General features: G+C 38.4%; 16 protein-coding genes. 8 read left to right on the top strand and 8 right to left on the bottom strand.

Annotated features, from left to right (window positions below; all coding sequences use genetic code 11):
* Nucleotides 1-58 precede the first annotated feature (58 nt).
* Nucleotides 59-2,446, top strand: coding sequence for a DNA topoisomerase I (locus CSP5_RS00005; protein ID WP_148689384.1), 2,388 nt, complete (start codon nucleotides 59-61; stop codon nucleotides 2,444-2,446).
* Nucleotides 2,439-3,323 carry a presenilin family intramembrane aspartyl protease PSH gene (locus CSP5_RS00010; RefSeq protein ID WP_021789619.1) on the top strand — a complete coding sequence of 295 codons (885 nt, stop codon included), beginning with the start codon at nucleotides 2,439-2,441 and terminating at the stop codon, nucleotides 3,321-3,323. Before CSP5_RS00005 ends, CSP5_RS00010 begins: the two co-directional genes overlap by 8 nt.
* A 59-nt stretch (nucleotides 3,324-3,382) precedes the next feature.
* Here the strand turns inward: CSP5_RS00010 and CSP5_RS00015 are convergent, their stop codons facing one another.
* On the bottom strand, nucleotides 3,383-6,490 hold the full coding sequence (locus tag CSP5_RS00015) for a S41 family peptidase (protein ID WP_148689385.1): 3,108 nt from the start codon (nucleotides 6,488-6,490) through the stop codon (nucleotides 3,383-3,385).
* A 138-nt stretch (nucleotides 6,491-6,628) separates the two neighbouring features.
* Between CSP5_RS00015 and CSP5_RS00020 the strand changes: the two genes are divergently transcribed.
* Nucleotides 6,629-10,012, top strand: a complete 3,384-nt coding sequence (locus tag CSP5_RS00020) for a S53 family peptidase (protein ID WP_148689386.1) — start codon at nucleotides 6,629-6,631, stop codon at nucleotides 10,010-10,012.
* A gap of 2 nt (nucleotides 10,013-10,014) precedes the next feature.
* Here the strand turns inward: CSP5_RS00020 and purH are convergent, their stop codons facing one another.
* Complete coding sequence (gene purH / locus CSP5_RS00025; RefSeq protein WP_021789616.1) at nucleotides 10,015-11,484, bottom strand: bifunctional phosphoribosylaminoimidazolecarboxamide formyltransferase/IMP cyclohydrolase; 1,470 nt, start codon at nucleotides 11,482-11,484, stop codon at nucleotides 10,015-10,017.
* A 268-nt stretch (nucleotides 11,485-11,752) separates the two neighbouring features.
* Between purH and CSP5_RS00030 the strand changes: the two genes are divergently transcribed.
* Together CSP5_RS00030 and CSP5_RS00035 are read left to right on the top strand one after the other, a co-directional pair.
* Nucleotides 11,753-12,955 (top strand): methionine adenosyltransferase, encoded by a 1,203-nt coding sequence (locus tag CSP5_RS00030; RefSeq protein WP_021789615.1) that lies wholly within the window; start codon nucleotides 11,753-11,755, stop codon nucleotides 12,953-12,955.
* A gap of 327 nt (nucleotides 12,956-13,282) precedes the next feature.
* Nucleotides 13,283-14,077: an MBL fold metallo-hydrolase gene (locus tag CSP5_RS00035; RefSeq protein ID WP_021789614.1), complete on the top strand. Its 795-nt coding sequence runs from the start codon at nucleotides 13,283-13,285 to the stop codon at nucleotides 14,075-14,077.
* A gap of 44 nt (nucleotides 14,078-14,121) precedes the next feature.
* On the opposite strand, the gene CSP5_RS00040 is transcribed toward CSP5_RS00035, so the two are convergent.
* Entirely contained in the window at nucleotides 14,122-14,361 is a 240-nt protein-coding gene (locus CSP5_RS00040; protein ID WP_021789613.1) for a hypothetical protein, read from the bottom strand.
* A 142-nt stretch (nucleotides 14,362-14,503) separates the two neighbouring features.
* Between CSP5_RS00040 and CSP5_RS00045 the strand changes: the two genes are divergently transcribed.
* Complete coding sequence (locus CSP5_RS00045) at nucleotides 14,504-15,034, top strand: DUF367 family protein (protein WP_021789612.1); 531 nt, start codon at nucleotides 14,504-14,506, stop codon at nucleotides 15,032-15,034.
* Here CSP5_RS00045 and CSP5_RS00050 read toward each other — a convergent pair.
* The 5 genes from CSP5_RS00050 to CSP5_RS00070 all read right to left on the bottom strand — a co-directional run bounded on the left by CSP5_RS00050 (nucleotide 15,024) and on the right by CSP5_RS00070 (nucleotide 19,824).
* Nucleotides 15,024-16,415 (bottom strand): metal-binding protein, encoded by a 1,392-nt coding sequence (locus tag CSP5_RS00050; protein ID WP_148689388.1) that lies wholly within the window; start codon nucleotides 16,413-16,415, stop codon nucleotides 15,024-15,026. The genes CSP5_RS00045 and CSP5_RS00050 overlap by 11 nt on opposite strands.
* A 2-nt stretch (nucleotides 16,416-16,417) precedes the next feature.
* On the bottom strand, nucleotides 16,418-17,449 hold the full coding sequence (locus tag CSP5_RS00055) for a DUF1611 domain-containing protein (protein ID WP_148689389.1): 1,032 nt from the start codon (nucleotides 17,447-17,449) through the stop codon (nucleotides 16,418-16,420).
* Nucleotides 17,449-18,402 carry a pyridoxal-phosphate dependent enzyme gene (locus CSP5_RS00060; RefSeq protein WP_021789609.1) on the bottom strand — a complete coding sequence of 318 codons (954 nt, stop codon included), beginning with the start codon at nucleotides 18,400-18,402 and terminating at the stop codon, nucleotides 17,449-17,451. Before CSP5_RS00060 ends, CSP5_RS00055 begins: the two co-directional genes overlap by 1 nt.
* Nucleotides 18,403-18,649: 247 nt before the next feature.
* Nucleotides 18,650-19,405 (bottom strand): D-aminoacyl-tRNA deacylase, encoded by a 756-nt coding sequence (locus CSP5_RS00065; RefSeq protein WP_021789608.1) that lies wholly within the window; start codon nucleotides 19,403-19,405, stop codon nucleotides 18,650-18,652.
* Nucleotides 19,405-19,824 (bottom strand): hypothetical protein, encoded by a 420-nt coding sequence (locus CSP5_RS00070; protein WP_172399360.1) that lies wholly within the window; start codon nucleotides 19,822-19,824, stop codon nucleotides 19,405-19,407. Before CSP5_RS00070 ends, CSP5_RS00065 begins: the two co-directional genes overlap by 1 nt.
* Before the next feature lie 57 nt (nucleotides 19,825-19,881).
* Here CSP5_RS00070 and CSP5_RS00075 point away from each other — a divergent pair, with 57 nt between their 5' ends.
* Nucleotides 19,882-22,227: a valine--tRNA ligase gene (locus CSP5_RS00075; protein WP_148689391.1), complete on the top strand. Its 2,346-nt coding sequence runs from the start codon at nucleotides 19,882-19,884 to the stop codon at nucleotides 22,225-22,227.
* A gap of 57 nt (nucleotides 22,228-22,284) precedes the next feature.
* A complete protein-coding gene (locus CSP5_RS00080) occupies nucleotides 22,285-22,788 on the top strand; it encodes a hypothetical protein (protein ID WP_148689392.1) in 504 nt (167 codons plus the stop codon).
* The last annotated feature ends 47 nt before the right edge of the window (nucleotides 22,789-22,835 follow it).

Below are 22,835 nucleotides of genomic sequence, written 5' to 3' on the forward strand. Positions count from 1 at the left end.
AAAATAAGAAGATTGAATAAAAAATATTATATATCATAAAAATACATTGGGATATCTATTGCCAGATACATTAATTATTTCAGAGAAAGCAGATGCAGGAAGAAGGATTGCCTATTTTCTATCCGATGGTAAATCAAAACAGAAAAGATCAAAGGGTTTGAGTTACATAGAATATGAGAATGAGGTTGGTGGTTTTTATCTGGTTCCACTGAGTGGGCACATTGTGGAAATTGATTTTCCAAAAACACTCAAGGATTGGAAATTAGAAAATCTGAAAGAACTTATTTCATCAAATGTAATTCATAATGTTAAAAACAAGACCGCCTATGAGAGCTTAAAAACGCTTTCTGCAGGCATTAAAAGAGTTATAATTGCTACTGATTATGACAGGGAAGGAGAATTAATAGGTACAGAAGCTCTGGATATTGTTAAAAAGGACAAATCCTTCCATGGAGAAATCAAAAGGGCTAAGTTCAGCGCTCTAACAGGCAAGGAAATAAAGGACGCTTTTGCAAACTTTATAGATGTGGATTACAATCTTTCAGATTCAGCTGCTGCAAGGGAGGAGATTGATCTTTACTGGGGAGCAGCTCTTACAAGGTTTTTCTCGCTTATAACAAACAGGCTAGGTAAGAATTTCCTATCCATAGGAAGAGTGCAAACACCCACTCTTGGGCTAATCGTAAAGAGGGAAAGAGAGATAGAAAACTTTGTTCCGGAAAAGTTCTGGGAAGTTAAGGTTGACTTTCTCAAGGATGACGTTTTTACCGGTATCTACGAAGAAGGCAGAATAAACGATGAGAAAAGGGCAAGAGAAATCCTTGAAAATATTATAGGAAAGGATGGAATTGTAAACGAGTTTGAAAAGGGAATGGAAAGAATCTACAAGCCTGCTCCCTTCAACACAACAGAGTTCATGAGAGAGGCTTCTAGAATAGGAGTTATGCCTTCGAGAGCTATGAAGATTGCCGAATCACTGTATGTAAAAGGATTTATAAGTTATCCAAGGACTGATAATACAGTATATCAGAGAAGCATAAACCTCAAGTCAGTGGTAGAAAAACTGAAAAACAGTGAATTGAAGAAGGAAGCAGAAATGGTTCTTTCTCAGGAAAAAATAATACCTTCCAGGGGTAGAATGGAAGCGACCGATCATCCGCCAATCTATCCAACAGAGGTTCCAAAAAGTGGGAGCCTGAGAGCAGATGAAGCAAAGGTCTATGAACTCATAGCCAGGAGATTTCTGGCTACACTTTACAGGGAGGGTACCCGAGAGGTAAAGTCAGCAAAGATAGAAATTGACCATTATAACTTTAAGACAAATGGAACCAGAGTGGTCGATCCAGGATGGCTATCCATATATACATATAGAAAGTTCAAGGACATCTTTCATCCCGATCTTGAGAAAGGTGAGAAGGTAAAGGCTGAAAACTGGAGAATAGAGGAAGGAGAAACAAAGCCTCCATCAAGATTTGATATGGCCTCGCTCATTAAGGAAATGGAAAACCTGAATCTAGGAACGAAGAGTACCAGACACGATATTATTGATAAGCTCCAGAGCAGGGGGTTTATTGAGGGAAATCCAGTCAGACCAACGGCCCTTGGCTCATCTCTTATAGATGGGGTCACAACAGTGGATTCAAAGATAGCTGAGCCAGACATGACTGCAGAGCTCGAATCGTTCATGAACAACATTGCAGCTGGGGAGAGAACAAAGGATTCAGTAGTTTCAACATCAAGAAACATGCTTTCCAGTGTTTTAGAAGAGCTTGGAAATAACAAGGATTCCATAGCAAATATAATTCGTGGAGCACTTGAAACAGGTACTGTTGTAGGTAAGTGCAACATAGACGGAACCAATATACAGGCAATAAAGATCAGGGACACAATAAGGTTCAGATGCGAGAGGGATAACTGCATCGATTACTACCACAAGATAAGGGGGTTAATCAAGCCATCCGAAGAGAACTGTGTGGTTTGTGGAAAACCTGTAGTAACTGTTATAAGAAGGGGACAATCCCCAGAAAAATTATGCATTGATCCCTTATGTAAATTCAACACAGAGAAGAAGGACATCGGTCTCTGTCCACTTGACGGTGGACATATGATTATAAGACAATCAAAATATGGAAAAAGATTTCTTGGCTGTTCTAATTTTCCAAAATGCAGGCAAACATATGCACTTCCACAAAAAGGTGAGATTAAGATGACAGGAAAGATTTGTGAATACTGTCATGCTCCAATAATATCCGTTTCCTTCGGGAGTGGATCAAGAGAAATGTGTCCCAACATATCATGCGAAAGTAATAAAAAGTCAAAATCCGATATGGAGAAAGTGAAGAGTACTGCTGTGAAAAAACCATTAACCAGAAAGAAAACTGTGAAGAAATCAGGTTCATCTGCATCTAAGGAGAAAAAAGCCAGGAAGAGTGTAAAAAATGCTTAACAGGAGAATTGCTACTGAAATTGGTACTGCAGTATTATTTCTGGTAGCCTCTCTTATCGGTCTCGTTATGGCTCTCGAACTGGAGAGCGTTAGTCCAACAAACCCAAGCCAGAATACTTCTGCAGGATTTGGATACGTGATATATTTCATAGTTGCAGTTATATTAATGTCTGTTGTGATTCTATATATCTCAAAGAAGAAGAGGCTTGGAATACTCAGGATCATTTTTGTATTATCCATGGTTTTTGTAATCTATATCGTATCAAGTCTTCTTTATGCACTTCTTCCAATTACATATCCTGAATACTATTTTCTCAGTTTTGGAACACCTGTACTTTTCCTTTATCTACTCCTTTTCAAACAGAACTGGATCGTAATAAATATTGCAGGGATTCTTACCGCAGCAGGTCTAGCAGCAATTTGGGGTGTAGATCTTGGGCTTTATGCAGCCATTGTTCTAATGATAGTCTTTGCCATTTATGATTACATAGCTGTTTACAAGACAAAACACATGCTTGATATTGCAAGAGCTACAACATCTTCAAACATGCCACTTTTTTTCATAGTGCCGGAGAACATGAACTTTGATATGAAGGATGCAGACATAGACATACCAAGAGAAGAGGGAAGAGAGAGGGGTGCAATAATGATAGGTTTTGGAGATATAGCAATTCCTAACGTAATGGTAATATCATCCTTCCTCTATTCCGGAGCAACAACTTCAAGTCTTTCATTTTTCATACTTCCCCTCCTTGGAGGCATAATAGCAATGTTCATTCTCTTCAGTTTCATAAAAAGGCCAGCCCCGGGATTGCCATTCCTGAACACTGGAGTTCTAATAGGTTTTATAATAGCACTGGTTCTCAGAGGAATCTGATATTGCTTAAAAAATAGTTTAATAACTAATCAAATAAAAAAATCATAGAAATGAAAGACTCATTTCTTCTTTTCACTCAGTTTTATCATCTCCATGATCTTACTAAGAGCAAGATCCATCTGTGGATCTTTTCCACTATGCCAATCTTCAGGTTTTATTTCCACTTCATATGTTGGATCCGTTCCGTAATTTTCTACGCCAAACCCAACATCCCTGAACTTCATCCCAAATCTTGGCTGAGTCACCTGAGTACCATCTGCCAGCCTTCTTTCAGGGCTTATTCCAATTACTCCACCCCACGTTCTGGTACCGATTAGTGGCCCTAGGCTTAACAGCTTGAAAGAATGACTGAAAATATCCCCATCAGATCCTGCATTCTCGTTTGTAAGAGCTATCATTGGCCCCTCAACAGAATAGGATGGATATGGGGAATCCTGCCCTCTCCTTGGATGAGTAAGTGCTATTCTTTCCCGCATTAGCTTTTCAAGGACAAGTTGTGAAACATTGCCTCCCCCATTGAACCTGACGTCAACTATAAGACCAAATTTCTTGAATTCCCTTGTATAAAGCCTGTAAAATTCTGCAAGTCCATCCAGCATCATGTTTGGGATATGAACATAACCTACCTCCCCTCCAGTTTTTTCATGTACCATCTTCCTGTTTTCCTCAACCCAGCTCCTGTATCTGAGATATCTATCATCTGGAATTGTCTTAACGTAGTTTGAAAATGCCTTCTTGTCCTGAGTTTTGACATCAATTCTGATTATCTCAGATGGTAGATTAAGTAATATCTCATCGATTGTTTTTCCATCGGGTCCAGGGGACTCTCCATTAATGGACACAATCTGGTCACCCTCCATGAATCCTCCCAGGAGCAGTGGACTTTTTTCATTCTCATTTGAAAGATCTCCATGATAAATTTTCTTTATGTAGTATTTCTTTCCTCTTAATTCAAAATCAGCCCCAAGATGTCCTATGGGTATGGCATCAGAAGAAAGGAAGTCTCCACCTGTTTCATAGGAATGTGACGTTCTGAACTCTCCCTGCATCTCTCTCATTATTTCAGACAGTTCAAACCTTGTGGTGATCTTGCTAACAAGGGGTTCATACTTCTCATATATCTGCCGTGCATTCTTTGTTGCAAACTCCTCCTTCCAGAAAAAGCTTGTTGCCAGCAGCCATGTCTCATTGAACATCTGCTTCCACTCTTCCAGAGGTTCTATCCTTATTTTCAGATCTTTGAGATGGATTTCCTTTTCCTCGTCAAAACCACTCACCATTTCCTTCGCAACCTTTGCCTGTAGCTTGAAAACTTTATTTTTTTCCTTTCTGATTAACACAGATTTTTCATCCACTGAAACTCTGAAATCAAGCACCTTTTCCGCAACAGTCTTAGGCTTCTTTGTTTCAAAGCTGAAGAAAACAAGTTTACCAGCTCTCTGTCTCCCCGATGCGGCATTCTTTAGCAAGCCTTCGGCCCTGTATGAAAGGTATAGCAAGCCTCCTTTTATGGCCCTAAGAGAATTGAAGTTACCCGAATCTATGGGTAATGAATCGGAAAATGATCCTGCACTCTCTCTTTCAGATTTTAGTCTCATGGATTCTGGTATCCTGACTGTTGGTGAAAAGTCACCACCATCGATCTTCATATAATATATTCTAGTCATCAGGGGAAATGAGTAGTTGAAAGTTGCCCTGTCCTCTACTGGATCAAAAGTCCTGTCAGAAAGATAATAAAGATAAGACCCAGAAGGATCAAAGGATGGTGAATAGTCATTAGCCGTTCTTTCTGTTATTTCTTTCTTCTCCATCCTGTCAAGCACCACTGTTTTTACAATGGAACCGTCCCTCTGCCCAAAACCTCCTGTCATATATGGGAATGTATATGCAATTTTGCCTGAGTCATTTGACCATGCAACATCCCTTATTTTTCCTGCCTCACTTTCATCAATCAGATCACAAGACATATTCTCTATATTCACCATATAAAGCTGAAACAGAATATTTGTAACCGCAATCTTCTTTCCATCAGGAGAAGGAAACGTGTTATCTATCAGTCCAATATTTCTTTTAAGCTGCGTGTGCTTCGAAATGTCTGAAATTTCAGATATGCATAGAAATTCCCCATCCTTATCCTGCCTTACATAGGAGACTCTTTTTCCATCAAGGAACTTCATCAGTCTTACCCTTCCATGTGATTGAATTTGCAACTGTGGACTCATTTCTTCAGATGTTATGATGCCTTTACCCCGGAGGACAAATCCATATGTATCATCCTTTCCGTTCATTGTATATTCTTCCAGGTAGTTTGCGGTATCCGGGAACTTCGATGATGGAAACGTTATCCCTGAGTCCATTCTTACCTCAATTTTCTTTTCCTCCTTTTTTTCTGGATTTAATGTAAATAATTCGCCTCCCATGGAATACAACAGAACCTCACCATTCGATGAAAGATGCCTTGGATAATAGGTCTTGAAATCAGAATGCTTCGTTAATTTTCCACCCTTTACATCAACGGAATATATCTGTCCATTGCCTTCATGATCGGAAACAAAAAACACTTTTTCACCATGGATACATGGAGAGGAAACGTGTCCATCCAGGTCTACTATTTTGTTAAATTTTCCATTGAGCTTTCCTGACCAGATAACGCCTCTGGTTCCACCTTTATAACCCTTCCAGTGTGGCATATCGTATGTATATCTTCCTATTACCACATCATCTCCGTGGAATAATATGTGAGATCCTGGACCAAGATTCAGAGGGTTCAAATTTAGTGTTTCTGTATCAAGTTCATAGAAGAATGTAAGAGCTCCAAACGGTGACATTGCATCTGTTGAAATAATTGGTACATCTCCCTTCCAGCCTGCAACATCTGTAAACATCCTTCTTGGTACACTTTTGCCGTTAAGGAAAGTAACCCTCTTCACCATACCTGTTACCCTGTCATACATATACAGGTCTGCCAGTGATCCATCCTTGCCCCTCATCGATCTGAAAATTATCTTATTTCTGTCTGGAGAAAATCTCGCATTATTTATTATACCTTCATTTGACACTACAACCCTTGAGCTTCCATCTTTCAAATCTCCGACCCAGATTTTATCATTGGAAACAAAAAGAAATTCGTTACCCATGATATCTGGCCCATGCTTGTAAAATACCATTGTTCTGTAGTGTAATTATATTATATAGCCATTTTCTATGAAACTCTTAATTTTTATACCTGTTCAAAGTTTAAAATATCTCTCAAAAAATCAAAACAGTTTAAAGAACCATTTTATAAGATTAGAATATTTTCATTGATGAAATTGAAAAGCAATAAAAAAATCATATCCATTCTTATGGTTCTTGGTTTCCTCTTTTCAACCATGGCAGTACTGTCAGGCACGGACCAGGTTTCAGGAATGATTACACATTCATCCGGTTCGCAAAACAAATCAATAGAAAACAACCTCCTCATTTCCTCCAATTTAGTTCCTTTAAGAAATTATGTAAACACATCAGAAAAATACAGCATAAAAAGCCCAAGAGAAGTTAACACAACAAACAGTAACAAAAGCGAAAGTATTCTCGTGGGATTCCAGTTCTCAAATCTTTCAGAACTGGTGAGTCTACTTTCGAATATATCTAATAAAAATTCTCCACAATATCACAGGTATATTTCCAGGGCTCAGTTTGAAAGGAGGTTTGAACCTTCAGATGCAATTTATAATAATTTTATAAAATATCTTCAATCAAATGGTATATATCACATCACAACCTATAAAGGAAGATCCATAGTTACATTCACATCCACAACGAAATTAGTTGACAAAATGTTCAGGGTTAAGACAGAAGATTTTGTAAATGGTTCTCAGAATTATTATGCAGCAGTTGGTGTTCCTAAAGTCCCATCATACTTCAATAACTATGTAACTTCCATAATAGGCCTGTCAAATTATTCGCAGTATGTAATGAGTCTGAATCTTCAGCATAAAGTGGCAGTGCAGAAAAATGCATCAGTTAAAAAAACACCGCAGGGAAACATCATTTCACCTGCCTGCTATGATGGTACACAGTATTTTTATGCTCCAGAATTTCAGTCTGCTTACAATGAAAGAACACTATTCAGAGAATATGGATATCCAACCTCTTCTGTTGAGGCAACCATATTATGGGGTGGTGAATATAATGGAACAAACACAAGCACTCCTTATGGAACCCTAACACATGACGAAAGAGTAGGTTCATTTGTTCCATCAAACGTATACTGTTACTTCAATGAGACAATGCCAGCTGGTGAACCACATGCTAAGGTTGTTGGAGTACCTCTTAACGGGGCTGTATCGCCAGGCCCTCTAGCGCAGTATGACAGCACTGGAGCAAATTTTGAAAACACTCTGGACATGGAAATGCTTGGAAGCACAGCACCCGGTTCGACCATATATAATGTATATGGAAACAGTTCCTCTTATTACAATATTAATCTGGCTTTCAATTATATACTGAATCCAGGGAGCAAAAGTTCTAAACTTAACAACGTTTCAGTAATTTCAAATTCGTGGGGAGGATGTAACGTTAACTGCACTAGCTTTTGTGAAGATGACATGGAGGCTCAGGCAAGGGGAATCACAGTTCTTGCCTCATCAGGCGATGCTGGCGATAATGCCAATAGTACTAAATGGGTAGGGACAAATGTGGAATTTCCATCTGTACTTGGATACAATAACTTTGGGGTAGTTGCTGTTGGAGGAACAACTTTCCAGTTGAATGCAACGTCTAACATCGAATCTCAGAGGAACTGGTACGTCCCAGAAGGGGACAAAAATTTAAGAGGCCCATATGGAACAAGTTCAGGAATTGACACATGTCTCAAGGAACCAACTTGGCAAAAGGATTCATCAGCGAATCTTGTAATTAAGGGGGAAGGAAGAGGTGTTCCAGACATATCTGCCATAGCCAACGATACACTGGTAACCATCTCAATTTCTGGATATACCTATGATGCAACAAACGCAACATACGGAGGTAGATTCGAATATGCATGGGGAACAAGCATTGCATCACCTGTCACGGCTGGAATACTTTCAGAAATTGATTCAGTCTTATATAAAAATAATGATAGTCGTTTAGGTTTTCTGGACTCTTTGCTTTATAAGTTAGGAAATGAACAGTTTGAAAAGGAATCTTCAAACAGCACCACAGGATACATTGACACTGGAACATATAATTCTACATTGCCTGCACTTCCATTCTATCCTGTAGAAACTGGAAGGAACCACATATATCACGCAAGATATGGATACAGCCTTCTTGATGGATGGGGATCAATAAATGCCTATAACCTTACGATATATACTCTGAAAAGGAACTTCAGGAACAATAATTCTGATCTTTTGGGAATCGATAATAATCTTACCTTAAAGTCTCTGGATGTCAGTTCATATAACTCGACCGGTTCTCTCAATAGATTCTATAATGCCTCAGTTCAACAAAATTTATTTCTTGCCAATGAAATGGGACAGCCACTTTACTGGATTCAAAATGTAATTTACTTAAACAAGACAGTTTCAGGAGGATATGTGGTCAATTACACCGGATGGGTTAACTATCCATTTTATGGAATTTATCAAACATCAACCGTATATCACTACACGTTCCCTTCAGGAAGAATAATCTTACTGCCACATAGTTTTAATATTTCTACACAGTTAAACGTCAACGGAAACCCCATGGACAGTTATCTCAAATTTTTTGTTAACAGGCATGAAATAAAAATGAATGTTACAGGGGCTGCGTTTATAATAGGGGCAAGAAACTATTCATATTATTATGAAAACAATCTAATTTATAATGGACCATATCCCAACAACAAATTTCAGGGTGGATTAGATCCACAATTTGGTCTTGTTGGTGGCCCTTCTGCATATCTTGGAATATTCAGGAATTCAACAACCGCTTATGTGAAAAGTTACATTGAAAATGAAGAAGGGCATTGGATAGTTCCTAGAACAAGATCATTCAATGAATCAATTGATCAGACAGGTGAAAATGCAACAAACCTGATCTACTCCCCGAATGGAACAGGATGTTACAGTATTGGCATAAAACCAGGAAGTAAGGAGCAGGGACTGGTTTTCTATACTACGACAGGAAGAGAAAAATTCAAGCTAGACTTCCTTGAGACAAATCTTACAGACGGAACAGTTTGGAACCTGACATTTGAAGGGAAGAAATATTCATCAAATCTGAACAACATTACTGTATATTCTGTCAATGGAACCTATACATACGAAGCTGAAAACACAACACTGTTTTACAACCAAAATTTTCATAAAGTTATTTCAGTAAGTGGCAAAAATATAACAGTACAGATCATTTACATAAGGTATTCATACATTCACGGAACTGTATCACCTTCAGATACAACTCTGTCATTTAACGGAAAGAATGTGCAAATATCCGGAAATGGTCAGTTCAATATAACAACCACTTACGGAAGTTTTGTTCTAAAGGCATCATCGCCAGGCTTTAAAACAAAATACATGAACTTTACAGTTCAGAAGGGGAAATCACTTAAACTTAATATTTCCCTTTCAGAAATTAAACAACATGGTCCGAATTATATTTACCTTTACTTAACACTGATCCTGCTTGTCATCATAACAGTAATTGCAGTCGCTATAAATTTAAAAAGGAGGAGGTAGTATTAGTGAAGAAAAACCCTTCTACCGGTAAAGTAAAGAGAGATTTCGTGTTTCTGACAGGATTCTATTACATCCTGATCCCTGATTGATCCTCCCGGTTCAACAATGGCCGAAATACCATTTACTGCAGCCACATCAACATTATCAGAAAATGGCAGATACGCATCTGAGGCCATTATGGACCCCTTTGCCTTTTCACCTGCCCTGCTGCATGCTATTTTCGTTGCCTCAACGCGGGAGGTCTGACCGGCACCAACACCAACTGTAACACAGTTCTTTGTCAGTACAACAGCATTGCTTCTGCAATGGGCTGCTATTTTCCACGCAAACTCTATCTCTCTGGATGAAAATTCTCTTCTGGTCTTAACTACCTCTTTCATCTGATCTATGCTTGTATTCATTCTTGTCTGTTCAAGAATTCCATTAAAAAGCGTTTTAAAGTTCCTATCAGGTCCATTGCCAGAATATTTTATCATCCTGATATTTTTCTTTTTTCCTATAAGTTTCCTAGCATCACTGTCAAAGTCCTTTGCGATTATTATCTCTACGAATAGATCTTTTATTGCCTCTGCCACTCTTTTATCTGCATTACCATTAATGCATATAACCGATCCATAGGCAGATTCTCTATCTGCTTCTATAGCTTTCTCCAGAGCATCTCCATGGTCAATCCCAGTTGCCGCACCACAGGGAGTATTATGTTTTATAACAACTGCGAATGGATCTGAGAAATCGAGAGCTGTCTCAATAGCTGAAGATGCATCGACGTAATTATTATACGACATCTCTTTCCCGTGGAAGACCTCCATCTCTCCATACTCTGGAATTTCATAGATAAAACCTTCCTGATCCGGGTTTTCACCATATCTAAGTTTCTTTCCATTTTCGAGTTCAATTAGTTTTATGCTTCCTGCATCATTGAGGGAATTATATATCATCATGTCATATTTGTAGGTTAGTTTAAAAGCGTCTAGGGCAAGTTTTTTTCTGGTTTCTTCCCTGATCGTCCCATGGTCAGCAATGTCTTTCTTTACAAGTTCATAATCATTCCTGTTTTTTACTACTGTAACTCTTTTCCAGTTTTTAGCTGCTGCTCTTAATAAGGAAACCCCTCCAATATCTATGTGCTCAATTTTTTCATCCTCTGTTCCATTTATATATTTACTGAAGTCGTATAGATTGCACATAACTATATCGAAGGGAAAATAGCCCTTTTCTTTAACTTGCCTTTTATCTTCATCACTATCACGCATTAATATTCCAGAAAAAATAGCCGGGTGCAGTGTCTTGACCCTTCCACCAAGTAAATCATCAAAGCCAGTCAATTCAGAAATGGAAAGGCTTCTCACACCGTGTTCTTCAAGGTATTTTCTGGTACCATCTGACGCATATATTTTCTCTATCTTTCCATTTATCGCCTTAAGAAACTCATCTGATCCTGATTTATCCGTCAGGGATGCAAGCACATTCATGATCTCTAAGCACTTCATTTTTAATATGCTTTAAGAATTTCAACATCAAAATGATGCTGTGTTCATTTTGTGAATTTAAAGTTAGCGCGAATAATATAATGAATAATCGTACGATCAACAGTCTCTAACTATTGGTGAAACGATGAGAATTGTGTAATATTATAGCAACTATATTACTGGTAGTAATGGTAAATATGTTTCTGTAATTTATTTTTAAAGTTGACAAAAGATTTTATAAAAAAGAAATCTTAGCGGTTTAGGTAAACAAATGGTTAGAAATATTTCAGTTGAAGCAATCAACCAGGTTCCAACACACCTCAGAGGCGTGGAACTAGTAGAAAGAAAAGGCCTTGGTCATCCAGATAGCGTATCAGACGGAATAGCAGAGTCAGTAAGCAGAGAATTGAGTAAATATTACATAAAGCACTTTGGAAAAATTCTGCATCACAACACCGATCAGGTGGAACTCGTGGGAGGACAGTCAGCACCTAAATTCGGTGGTGGAGTAGTTCTTGATCCTGTATACATTCTGCTGAGCGGAAGAGCAACAACAACAGTTGATGGTGAGAGAATTCCAGTTAAAGCAGTTGCAATTAAGGCTGCAAAGGAATATCTGCAAAGCAATTTCAAGCATCTGGACATGGATAGTGATATCATGATAGATTCCAGAATAGGGCACGGTTCAGTTGATCTGAGAGATGTTTATGATACAACAAAACACAGGGCCAACGACACTTCATTTGGTGTAGGTTTTGCACCATTTACAGACACGGAAAAGCTTGTAAAGGGAACAGAGAAATTCATTAACGGAGAAATGAAGAAGAAGTTACCAGCTATTGGTTATGATATTAAGGTAATGGGTTATAGACAGGATAAGACAATCAACCTGACAGTAGCGGCTGCATACGTTGACAAGTATGTCAAGGACAGCAACGAATACTTCGCCATAAAAGAACAGTTCCAGCAGCTAGTTGAGGATAACGCGAGCAAGATATCAAATGAGGATGTCAATATATTTATAAACACAGCAGACAAAGATGGAGATAAGATCACAAGCCATTATCTAACAGTAACTGGTCTTTCCCAGGAGAATGGAGATGACGGATCTGTCGGAAGGGGAAACAGGGTAAACGGAATCATAACTCCTTACAAGCCAATGAGCATGGAAGCAGCAGCAGGAAAGAACCCAGTAACTCACGTAGGAAAATTATACAACGTTCTTTCAAACAAGATTGCTGAGCACGTTGTCAAGGAAGAAGGCGGTGACGTGGTAGAAGTACTTGTCAGGATTGTTTCACAGATAGGAAGAAGCATAGACAATCCTCACGTAGCAAGTCTCCAGATCATTTATGGGGATAATGTTGATCCTTCAAAGCACAAGAAAAACATAGAAGCTATTACAGATCACGAGCTGGAACACATATTTGATCTGACACAGGGATTTGTTGAGGGAAAAATACCAGTATTCTGATCTGGCATTTTCCAAAATAACTTTTTCTTTTCATAATTCTATTAAACTCATGGTAATTTTCTCAAAGTGAAAAAGTCGTTTTTCGGATAAATATTATCCTGCCTGTAGAAGTAATCAATATATCACCATAATAATTGTTGATCGTGTATTCGCTGATTCAATAATACCCTGAGAAGTTGTCATTAATAGAACTTATAACGTATGTATAACTTTTTATCTCTTTTAAATTAAATTTTGTAATTTAAACCCGTTTTAATTCCTTGAGTTAAATGTTGTGTCTACTCAATCAAAATGGAAAAAATTAAGCCCGATTGAAGATGATCTATCATGAGTAGCGAGACCACGAAATTCGATGTTATAAACGATGGAACATTTTCTCTTGATCCGGGTGCTGCTTTCGGAGTTACGCCTAAAAATGTATGGTCAAAAGAATTTCAGCCGAATGAAAATTACAGAATAAGCCTTAACTGCAATATATGTGTAATTTCTATGGACGATAAGCATTACCTGATAGATTCAGGCATTGGAAATAATCCTGGAAAGTATCTGGAGAAATGGTTCGAGGCAAAACCCAACAGGAACCTTGAAAATTATATGAAAAAAAATGGAATTGAGAAATTTGAGGCAATTTTTCACACACATCTTCATTTTGATCATATGGGACACTCCTTTACTGACCTGTCAGAAAGTAAATCGTATGTGCACCATCTGGAGATTGAAAACTTTAGAAAACCTGAAGACTTCGCAGCAGCCAGTTATACATACAAAAGCAGTGAACCAGACGTTTCAAATCTTATTCCTCTTTTTTCCGATACTAGAACGGGGAATTTTGAATTGATTCATACGGGAGGTCATACAACAGGACATATGGCAATAATTTTTCATAATGAAAGTCTTAGATTGATGTTTCTTGGTGATCTTGCACCGACTACCTTCCAGCTAAAACCTACGAGATTAACTGCCATAGATTCAGAACCTCTAAAATCAATGAACGCAAAGAAGATCCTTCTAAAAAAGGCGATCAGGGAGGAATTTACCCTTGTAATGAGTCACGATCAAAAGAATGAGATAGTAACGGTAAGTGGAGATGCAGACGATCCAAAATACAGGAGTATTTTTTAGAGCCTTTAATTCAAATAAGTAAAACTGGGAATATTTGCAGTCTATTAGCTTTTAACACTATTTATTCTCAGCTCTGTATATTTTCTCAGGGTCATTATACCCCAGGCCAGTTCTATAACACCGAAGGGCCAGGCACCAGAGAGAAAACCATAGGATGATGAGAAAAAGCAAGTAAGTCCAAAGAGAAGTGTGTAAATTTTCCCATACTGTTCTCGAAAATAGAAGACCATCATTATTATAAGGACTATAGCCCCATAAATATTGACAGGAGATAGAAAATCCATATCATTGCATAATAACCAAGAATTAAAAGGTTATACATTTAATTTGAATTATAATATCTCGAAAAAAACATTCTCAGAGGAGGCATTGAGGTAAATTTATCGCAAACAACATTATTATATCTTTAGAAGTGATGGTTTTACGTTGGTAAGCGCTATAAAAAAAGATGTGAGGATAGGTTATGTCTATCTTCATCAGGATGATCCAGCAAAATCAACCATGAAGAAATTACAGAAATTCAAAATGGCCGAACAGATAAACAGAGACAGGATGGGTGGATATGTTGTATTGAGGTATGACGCAGATAGGACATTATTGCCAGATGACAGATCGGCCGTAGAAAGAAAAGGCATTTGCATCATAGAAGGTTCATGGAATCTTGGAGACCTTCTTGGCTCCTACAGAAAAGGAATTGAGAGAAAACTCCCTGTTCTGATGGCAGGCAATCCTGTTAATTTTGGAAAGTTCAATAAACTATCATCAGTCGAGGCGGTAGTAGGGGCTCTTTTTATAACGGGGCACATAGATCAGGCAAAAGTTATGATAGGAAAATTCACATGGGGGCACACATTTATTGAACTGAACATGGAACTGTTTAAGTCCTATTCAGCGTGCCAGACCATGGAGGACCTTGAAAATGTTTATCTTGAATTTGACATAGATCCTAATATTTGATCCATTTACTATTATCCAGTTTCCAGTTACCGTTTGTATATTCCGATATTATTGAATATATGCCTTCCCTATACTCCACAGGTATTTGTTCCATTATTTCAGTCTCTCCCGGAAGCAAATGGATTCCCGTAATTTGTGTATTCATGTCGTAGTCTCCGCTTTGAAGACCGTCTGTTAAAAATTCCAGTTCATCGGGATCTAGTTTCATTTTTTCCTCCTTTACCATATCAAGGAGATTGGTCTTCAAAGGATAGTGTATTTCCTCAGGGTCACCGTGAGCGTATTCAATAAATAATCTAACACCCAGACATTTAGTGCATTTTCCACATGGATAAACATCACCATTCTGATACCTGCATGAGTGGCATGATCTCTGTAGTAAGTAAAGATCATGATACCTGTTTACCAGTATATCTTCAACCACAGAGCCATATATATCGTAAAGGGCTGACCACAGTGTTATCCCGAAACCTTTTTCCTGTGTATATTTTGAAAATCTCCTCTGAAAATCAGGACTCTGATCGTACACGCCATAATAATGCTTTATTCCCCTGTATGGAGGCTCTTCTGCTGGATCGTCCATTTCATTTCCCATTATAATATCCTTTATCCCCTTTAACCTGAGAGAGGGAAATGTTGCGAACAGATAAACTGGAAATAGGAAAAGCTGTACAGGATAGTCATCAGCCCAGGAAAATGATACAACAGGATCAAGAATCGGCATCCTGTGATTCATGAAATTATAAAATCTATCAATGTTTGACCAGACCCTCGCACTCTCAGTGACCCTGCTGAGATAATCATGTGAATGCTTGGCTGCTTTCCAGTGACCTCCCGATTCATTGAAGAAATACGGCAGCGCATTTCCAGTAAGCTCCCTCATAATTCCATATGAGAGAAGGCTTTCCTTCCCTCCAGATAGCATTATTGCAGATCTGCCATTAGGGCTTCCCGAATAATTATCAACATATTCAGACCTAAATGTGAGTTTTGTATTTCCATTTGCATTCTCCTGTGTAACTTCTTCATCTGCAGGTAAAAATTCGTTCCTGAAGAAAGGGTATCTTATCCTGCAGAGACGGTTTATAAAAACTTCAACATTATTGATTTTAACCATTTCCTCTATCATTTTTCTGTCCGACTCAGAAGTTGGGAAATCAAATATAATTTCCCCGGTAAATAATGCATAGTTTATGACAGCTGTAGCGCCCATTAGACCTGCGAGATTTTCATTGAGTTCAACTTCATGATCATACTTATATTCAAGAGTGAATTTTTCTCTGTTATCCAGGGATATATTGATCTTTGCAAAATTTTTAGAAAAAGAATGCACACTTATCTCAAGTGTTTCAAAGCACCTGATCCTGTCGAGGAAAGGCAAGACTAAAACCCGGAAACTATGATTTCTGCCATTCTTTTTGAATCGAACAGAGGATCAAAAGCAGGGAGGCCATACCTGCTTTCCAGGTCTTTCTTAGCATCACTAATCTCCTTTTCAGTCAGTCCTTCTCTGTTAATTGCTATGCCCATAACCTTTTTGTCTGATAACTCTTCAAGTATCCTGATGAATTTTTCAACAGGTGGGATTTTAATTCCTGGAAAGCCATCATAATCAATTCTCGTCGGGGCGTGCTGTAATATTATGCCATCTGGCTTCCCTGCTGCTATTATTTCAAAACTTCCTGGGTATGCAGGGTGCAGAACTGAGCCCTGTCCCTCAAGGAACATGAAATCTGGTGATTCCTTCTCCCATGCTTCAACTATGGCACTTTCTATCCCACCGGCAACGAAATCGTTTATCATTGAATCTATTACCACTGTATAGGGAAATCCCTGCATCCATGCTGTCTGGCCTGTACCTATCATGACCGAACTCTTACCTAGCTTTTTCACCTCTTCGTTCAGATAAACTGCAGTAGTTCTCTTTCCTATGGCACTATCAGTACCCAGTACTGCAATCTTTTTAGATTTTACATCCCAGATCTTGCCTGTAAAAAAGTCTCTTCTCATCATAAACATTTTCCTAACATCAACTATCTCGGAACCAGATTGTTCACTGAGTTTTTTGAATTCTGGGTCATCTGAAATGAACTGGTGAAGTCCACTAACAACAGTCATCTTCTCCCTTATTGCCCTTGATACAAACGGTCTGAAATATTCAGGGAGAAAGCCTCCATCCGTTGCAACACCAACTATCAGGGTATCGGCACCCAGATCTATGGCTTCTCCCATTGTTGAAATGATCTTTATATCTGGTCTTGCCTTAGGTACAATCTCCTGTATGCTGGCTCCTGAATGGGTACTATCTATGACACCCAATATATCATAACGCTTTGAAAATCTGCACAGGCCATTTGCAGTTTTGCCATATGTAGACCCAAGGAAACCCTCGGCAAGTATAACCGCTTTATCCATCAATTTCCCCTTCCAGTCAATACGGCAACTACCTCTCCACTGACATTTCTGTTATTTAAGTTCTTATGGGCTGCTGCCAGTGCTGATGCAGAGGCTGGAAGAACCTGAATAGATTGTTGATTCTCTATCATCCTTGAAAACTTCACCATTTCCTGATCGTTAACTCCTATTGCAACGCCTTTACTTTCATAAATTGCGTTAAGTGCTTTTTGGCCATCCATGGCACGGAATGAAACCAGTGGTTCGTTGGTTTCTGTCTCAATTATTGTTGATGGTTCCAGTTCCTGAATCTTCCTGAATCCGTGTTTCCATGAATACACGATAGGATTACCAAGAGATGTAGAAGAAGCAATGAATTTTGGGATATTACTGATCATTCCCCTCAGGTACAGTTTTTTGAAACCGCTGAATATCCCGGCAAGTGTTGTTCCATTACCCACTGGCGCCGCCAAATAGGCTGGTGAATGTCCTAGCTGCTGTACTATCTCATTTGCAATACTCTCGTAACCAAGTATATCAACTATTGAATTTACCGAGCCAGGACTGCAGTCATACCAGTTCTCATCCCTCGATTTGTCCTTGATATATTCAACAAGATCCTCATATTTCATGTTTTTCTGTATGATCTTTGCTCCGTTTCCATAAATTTCATCACTTCTTGCGTTAGTGTAGAAGGATGGAATTGCAACAACGGATTTGATTTTATATGCAGAAGCAAAATAAGATACAGATGCCCCGTAATTACCACATGTTGCAACTGCGATGGTATCATAACCTAATTCTATAGCCCTCCTAACATGAAGGCTTGAGATCCTGTCCTTTTGGGTTCCTGTAATGCTGGCACCTTCAAACTTAAAAAAAATCTTATTCATTTTCAGGAACCTCTCTATATTTCTGGCCCTGAAAAGAGGTGTCAATCCAGGAGGCTTTTCTTCCTCTGTAATCTGTTCCATTATTTAATACACCGACCACTCGGTCATGTAATGATGAGTACATTCTATTTAAATATATCTTATAAAAATTTCAATATATCTATAATCAGCAAATTGGCTGTTTTCCAAGAGTTTTAAATATCTATTCATATAAATGTATAAATAATTATATTGTATATTTTATTTTTAAAATTCTTAAATATTTTTGTACTATTCAGGTCTAAAAGATATTTCTAATAAACCAAAAAAATGAGAGGATTGGAGATGTTTATATTGTTATGACTTCAAGACCTAATTGATCTGCAACTTCCCTTATCATAGTCAAGCCTGCAGACTTTATCCCTTTCTTATCAACCAGGAAACCCTTACATTTATCAGTTTTCTCAACTGCCATCAGGATTTCATCCTTTCCGATCTCATCCATTCTGAACTTGGAAATAATATGGCCAACATTGACATTCTCCTTCAGAACATATGAGGAAAATTTTGGAGCGTAATGCCCTCCACCGGCACCAACATAGTTCGGATAATTCTTCGGTGTGGCATCTCTCACTCCCAGAAACAGAGTCCTAAGTGCATCGACGTCTTTCCAATTTTCTGGCTCAGTGCCTATCTCTGCAAATATCAGTCTATTATTGGACTCTGGACCATGATGAGTTGCCTCAAAGGTCACCTGATACTTTTCTCCACTGTAAACATCGCACATTTTTCTAAGTATTGCAGTCTGTATTTCGGGTGCACATCTTGCAATGTTCCTTTCTCTTCCACCAATATCATTAGTTGAGAAGTTCCCTACAGGATGTACTGTAATGGAGTTCACCTTTGCCTTGGAAGAATGTCTGCTAAGAAAAATAATAACCCTGTCTTCATTATCTATAAGCTTTTCTGGAAATTCTAACAGTGGTAGTCTGCCTTCAGTTAGTATATATTTTCCAAGTCCGGGACCATTAGAAATGAAGTAGTTATAAATACTGAAACTGGCATCATCGCTTTTCGTTGCAATAAACACAGGATCGTATTCCATTATCTCTCCACCAGATCGTGATACAAATTCTCGCTTCTTATTCTGAGTCTTTCAATGTTGCTTGCGTAATTTTCAAGATAATCCTTTCCCTCTTCATATTTTCTTATGGTTCCAAGGACAATGTCATGCTCCCTTCCAAGTGTGCTTGAAATGAAGAGCAATACACTCTGAATGCTCTCAGGATCTGGTGCTTCTACTTTCCTGTGGTTATATATCCTGATATCTGGTTCCCTTTCGAGTTTCTCAAGAGTTTTCTTCTTTTTAAGTGCCTCATTCATGAGGTTCAAATTGGCTATAAAATAATCAACAATCATCGAGATATTATTGTGAAATGTCTCATCCCTAATATCCTTAAGCTGCTCCTGAATTTTTAAGTTACTTTTTGTAATTTCATCAATTAACTCATCTTCCTTACCCATGCTCACTCCCATACCTAATATGGAAAGTGTTTTAAAAACTTTTGAGATAACAAGCCAATGGACTTTGACATTCCAGAAATGGAAAAAGAGATACTGAAAAAATGGGAAAAATCCGATCTCTCTAAACTGAACGAGGATGCAATTAAGGATGGAAAAATATACTCAATAGACACACCTCCACCCACAGTTTCAGGGGAAATCCATATAGGACATGCATATTCATACCCGCATCAGGATATAGCGGCAAGGTTTAGAAGAATGATGGGTTATTATGTTTTTTACCCGTCTGGTTTTGATAATAATGGGTTGGCAACGGAGAGATTTGTCGAAAAAACTCTGAAGCTCAGCCTCAACAACATCCCTGTAAAGGATGCAATAGAGAAGTGCGAAACGGTATCTGGAGAAGCAATAGCGGAAATGAAGAAATCATTCATCAGGCTTGGTCTATCACAGAACTTTGAAAATTCATATATTACTTACTCTAAGGGATCCTGGAAGATTTCACAGGGCTTCTTTCTTGATCTGTTCAAAAAAGGAATAGCATACAGGAGTGAGGGAATGACCATAAGCTGCCCAACTTGCAGGACTGCAATTTCACAGATTGAAATGGAAGACAGTGAAAGGGAAACAGATTTCGTTTATATAGACTTCAGGTCAGATGATGGCGCAGTTATCCAGATAGCCACAACAAGACCTGAAATGCTTGCAGCTTGTGTGGCTATTGCACTGAATCCGGAGGACGAGAGGGCAAAAAAATTCTCAGGAAAGAAATTCAGGGTACCTCTATACAGGCAGGAAGTTGAAATTATAACAGATCCGCGAGTTCTGACGGATAAGGGCACGGGTGCTGAAATGGTATGCACCTTTGGGGATCAGACAGATTACGAAATATGGAAAGATCATTCCCTGAAACTTATAAGATTACTTGATGAAAGGGGATTCATAAGAGATGGTGGCCTCCTTGAAGGTCTTAAGGTAGAAGAGGGAAGAAAAAAGATAAAGAATCTTCTGAAGGAGTCAGGAGATCTTAAGTCCATAGAGAGAATAAAACATTCTGTCAATACCCATGAAAGATGTGGAACTCCAATTGAGATCGGCGTGAGCAAACAGTGGTATCTCAGGTATCTTGACATGAAGGACGATCTTATACAGCAGGGAAGAAAGATAAAATGGACACCCGATTTTATGAGAATACGTTATGAAAACTGGGTAAATGGCCTGAAATGGGACTGGTGCATATCGAGGCAGAGGATAATGGGAATATCAATTCCAGTCTGGTACTGCAACAGTTGTGGTGAGGTCATTCTTCCAGAAAAAAGTGAGTTGCCAGTAGACCCAAGGTTTGATGAGAAGAAAAAATGTCCTAAATGTTCATCTAATGATGTGACTCCAGAAACAGATGTTCTGGATACATGGTTTACATCATCAACATCGCCTACAATTTCTCTTAGAGATTCTTCCATAGAAAATAACGGAATTCCGATGAGTGCAAGATTTCAGGGGCATGATATCATTACAACATGGGCATTCACCACGATTTACAGATACATGGTTCATTTCCAAAAGATACCATGGGATAATATCATAATAAGTGGGAACGTCTTTGATTCCAAGGGTCAAAAAATGAGTAAGAGCAAGGGAAACGTGGTCTATCCAATGGAACTTGTTGACAAGTATGGAGCTGATGGGGTTCGGTTATGGGGTTCTTCCTCGTCAACCTGGGACGACATTTCACTAAAGGAACAGGAGCTCACAAGGGGAAGAAGAACCATAATAAAGATATACAACGCAATAAGTCTTATCAGTGCACTACCAGATAAGAGAAAAATAGAAATAAAGCTGCCATTCAACAGATGGATTGCACAGGAGTTAAATAGAACCATTAAAAAGGCAGAAGAACTATACTCAACCAATGACTTTGCCAAAGCTAGGACAGAGATTGATAACTTCTTTTGGACAATGTTCTGCGATAATTATCTTGAGATAATCAAGTCCTTTGTATCAAGGGGTTCAGAAGAGGAAAAAGATGAAATTGCATATGTTGCAAGAGAAGTTGCACTGGATATTATGAAGCTTTATGCACCTATTGCCCCATTCATCACAGATAAGGCATATGAAATGCTGGGCATGGAAGGATCAATTCATGAACAGAAGTGGCCTGAAGCACTGGAAGATTATGAAAAAGATGCAGAAATATTCAGCAATGTAATATCAGTAATCTCTGGGATTAGAACAGAAAGAAGTAAGCTAAAATCGGGAAAACAGGCATATAAAGGATTTATTATTTCCACACCTGTGGATTTGAAAGAATTCGATAAAAGGGTGATCAAGGAGACACTGAGGGAGGAAAATCTTGTATTCAGGAAAGATAGGGCAATTAAAATTGAATCAATAGTTGAATAGGTTCATACATCGGCGTAAATTAAAATACATTGGATAACATGATAGGAAAGGCTTGAAATGTATCTCACACCTGAAAGAGCAGTAAAAATAGGAATGATACTGGTAGTTGCATCAATTTTAATACTGGGTTATTCTGCCTTTGGATTTTACACGTCATCCTCAGCCACAAAGGATACAGTTATTGCTGGTGGTTCCGAAAAATCTATGGATATAAACGTAACGTCAGGATTACTTCTGACATATACGATCACAGCAAATTCTACTGGGAACTTCAGGGCATGGTTCAGTGAACCATCAGGCAATACTGTTGTGGAATCAAACTTCACAGGATCGGGCATTTCAAAATCCATAGTGGCACCTGTTTCAGGACAGTGGGTTTTTCACGTGGAAAATCTGGAAAAAAATAGCTCTGCCCTGAAAATACATCTCGGACAGATTTCATATTACCTTGAAGCGGGATTATACTTTGGCATTACTGTTCTTATTTTGGGCATAGTTTTCATTCTCTATTTCTTCAATGTACAGAAGAGAGAAACCATAAGAAAGAGTAAGCGGTTTTAAAAATCTGTTTTTTATGTAAATATTTAAGTTTTAATATTTCACCAATT

It is taken from the genome of Cuniculiplasma divulgatum, from assembly GCF_900083515.1.
Classification (GTDB): Archaea; Thermoplasmatota; Thermoplasmata; order Thermoplasmatales; family Thermoplasmataceae; genus Cuniculiplasma; species Cuniculiplasma divulgatum.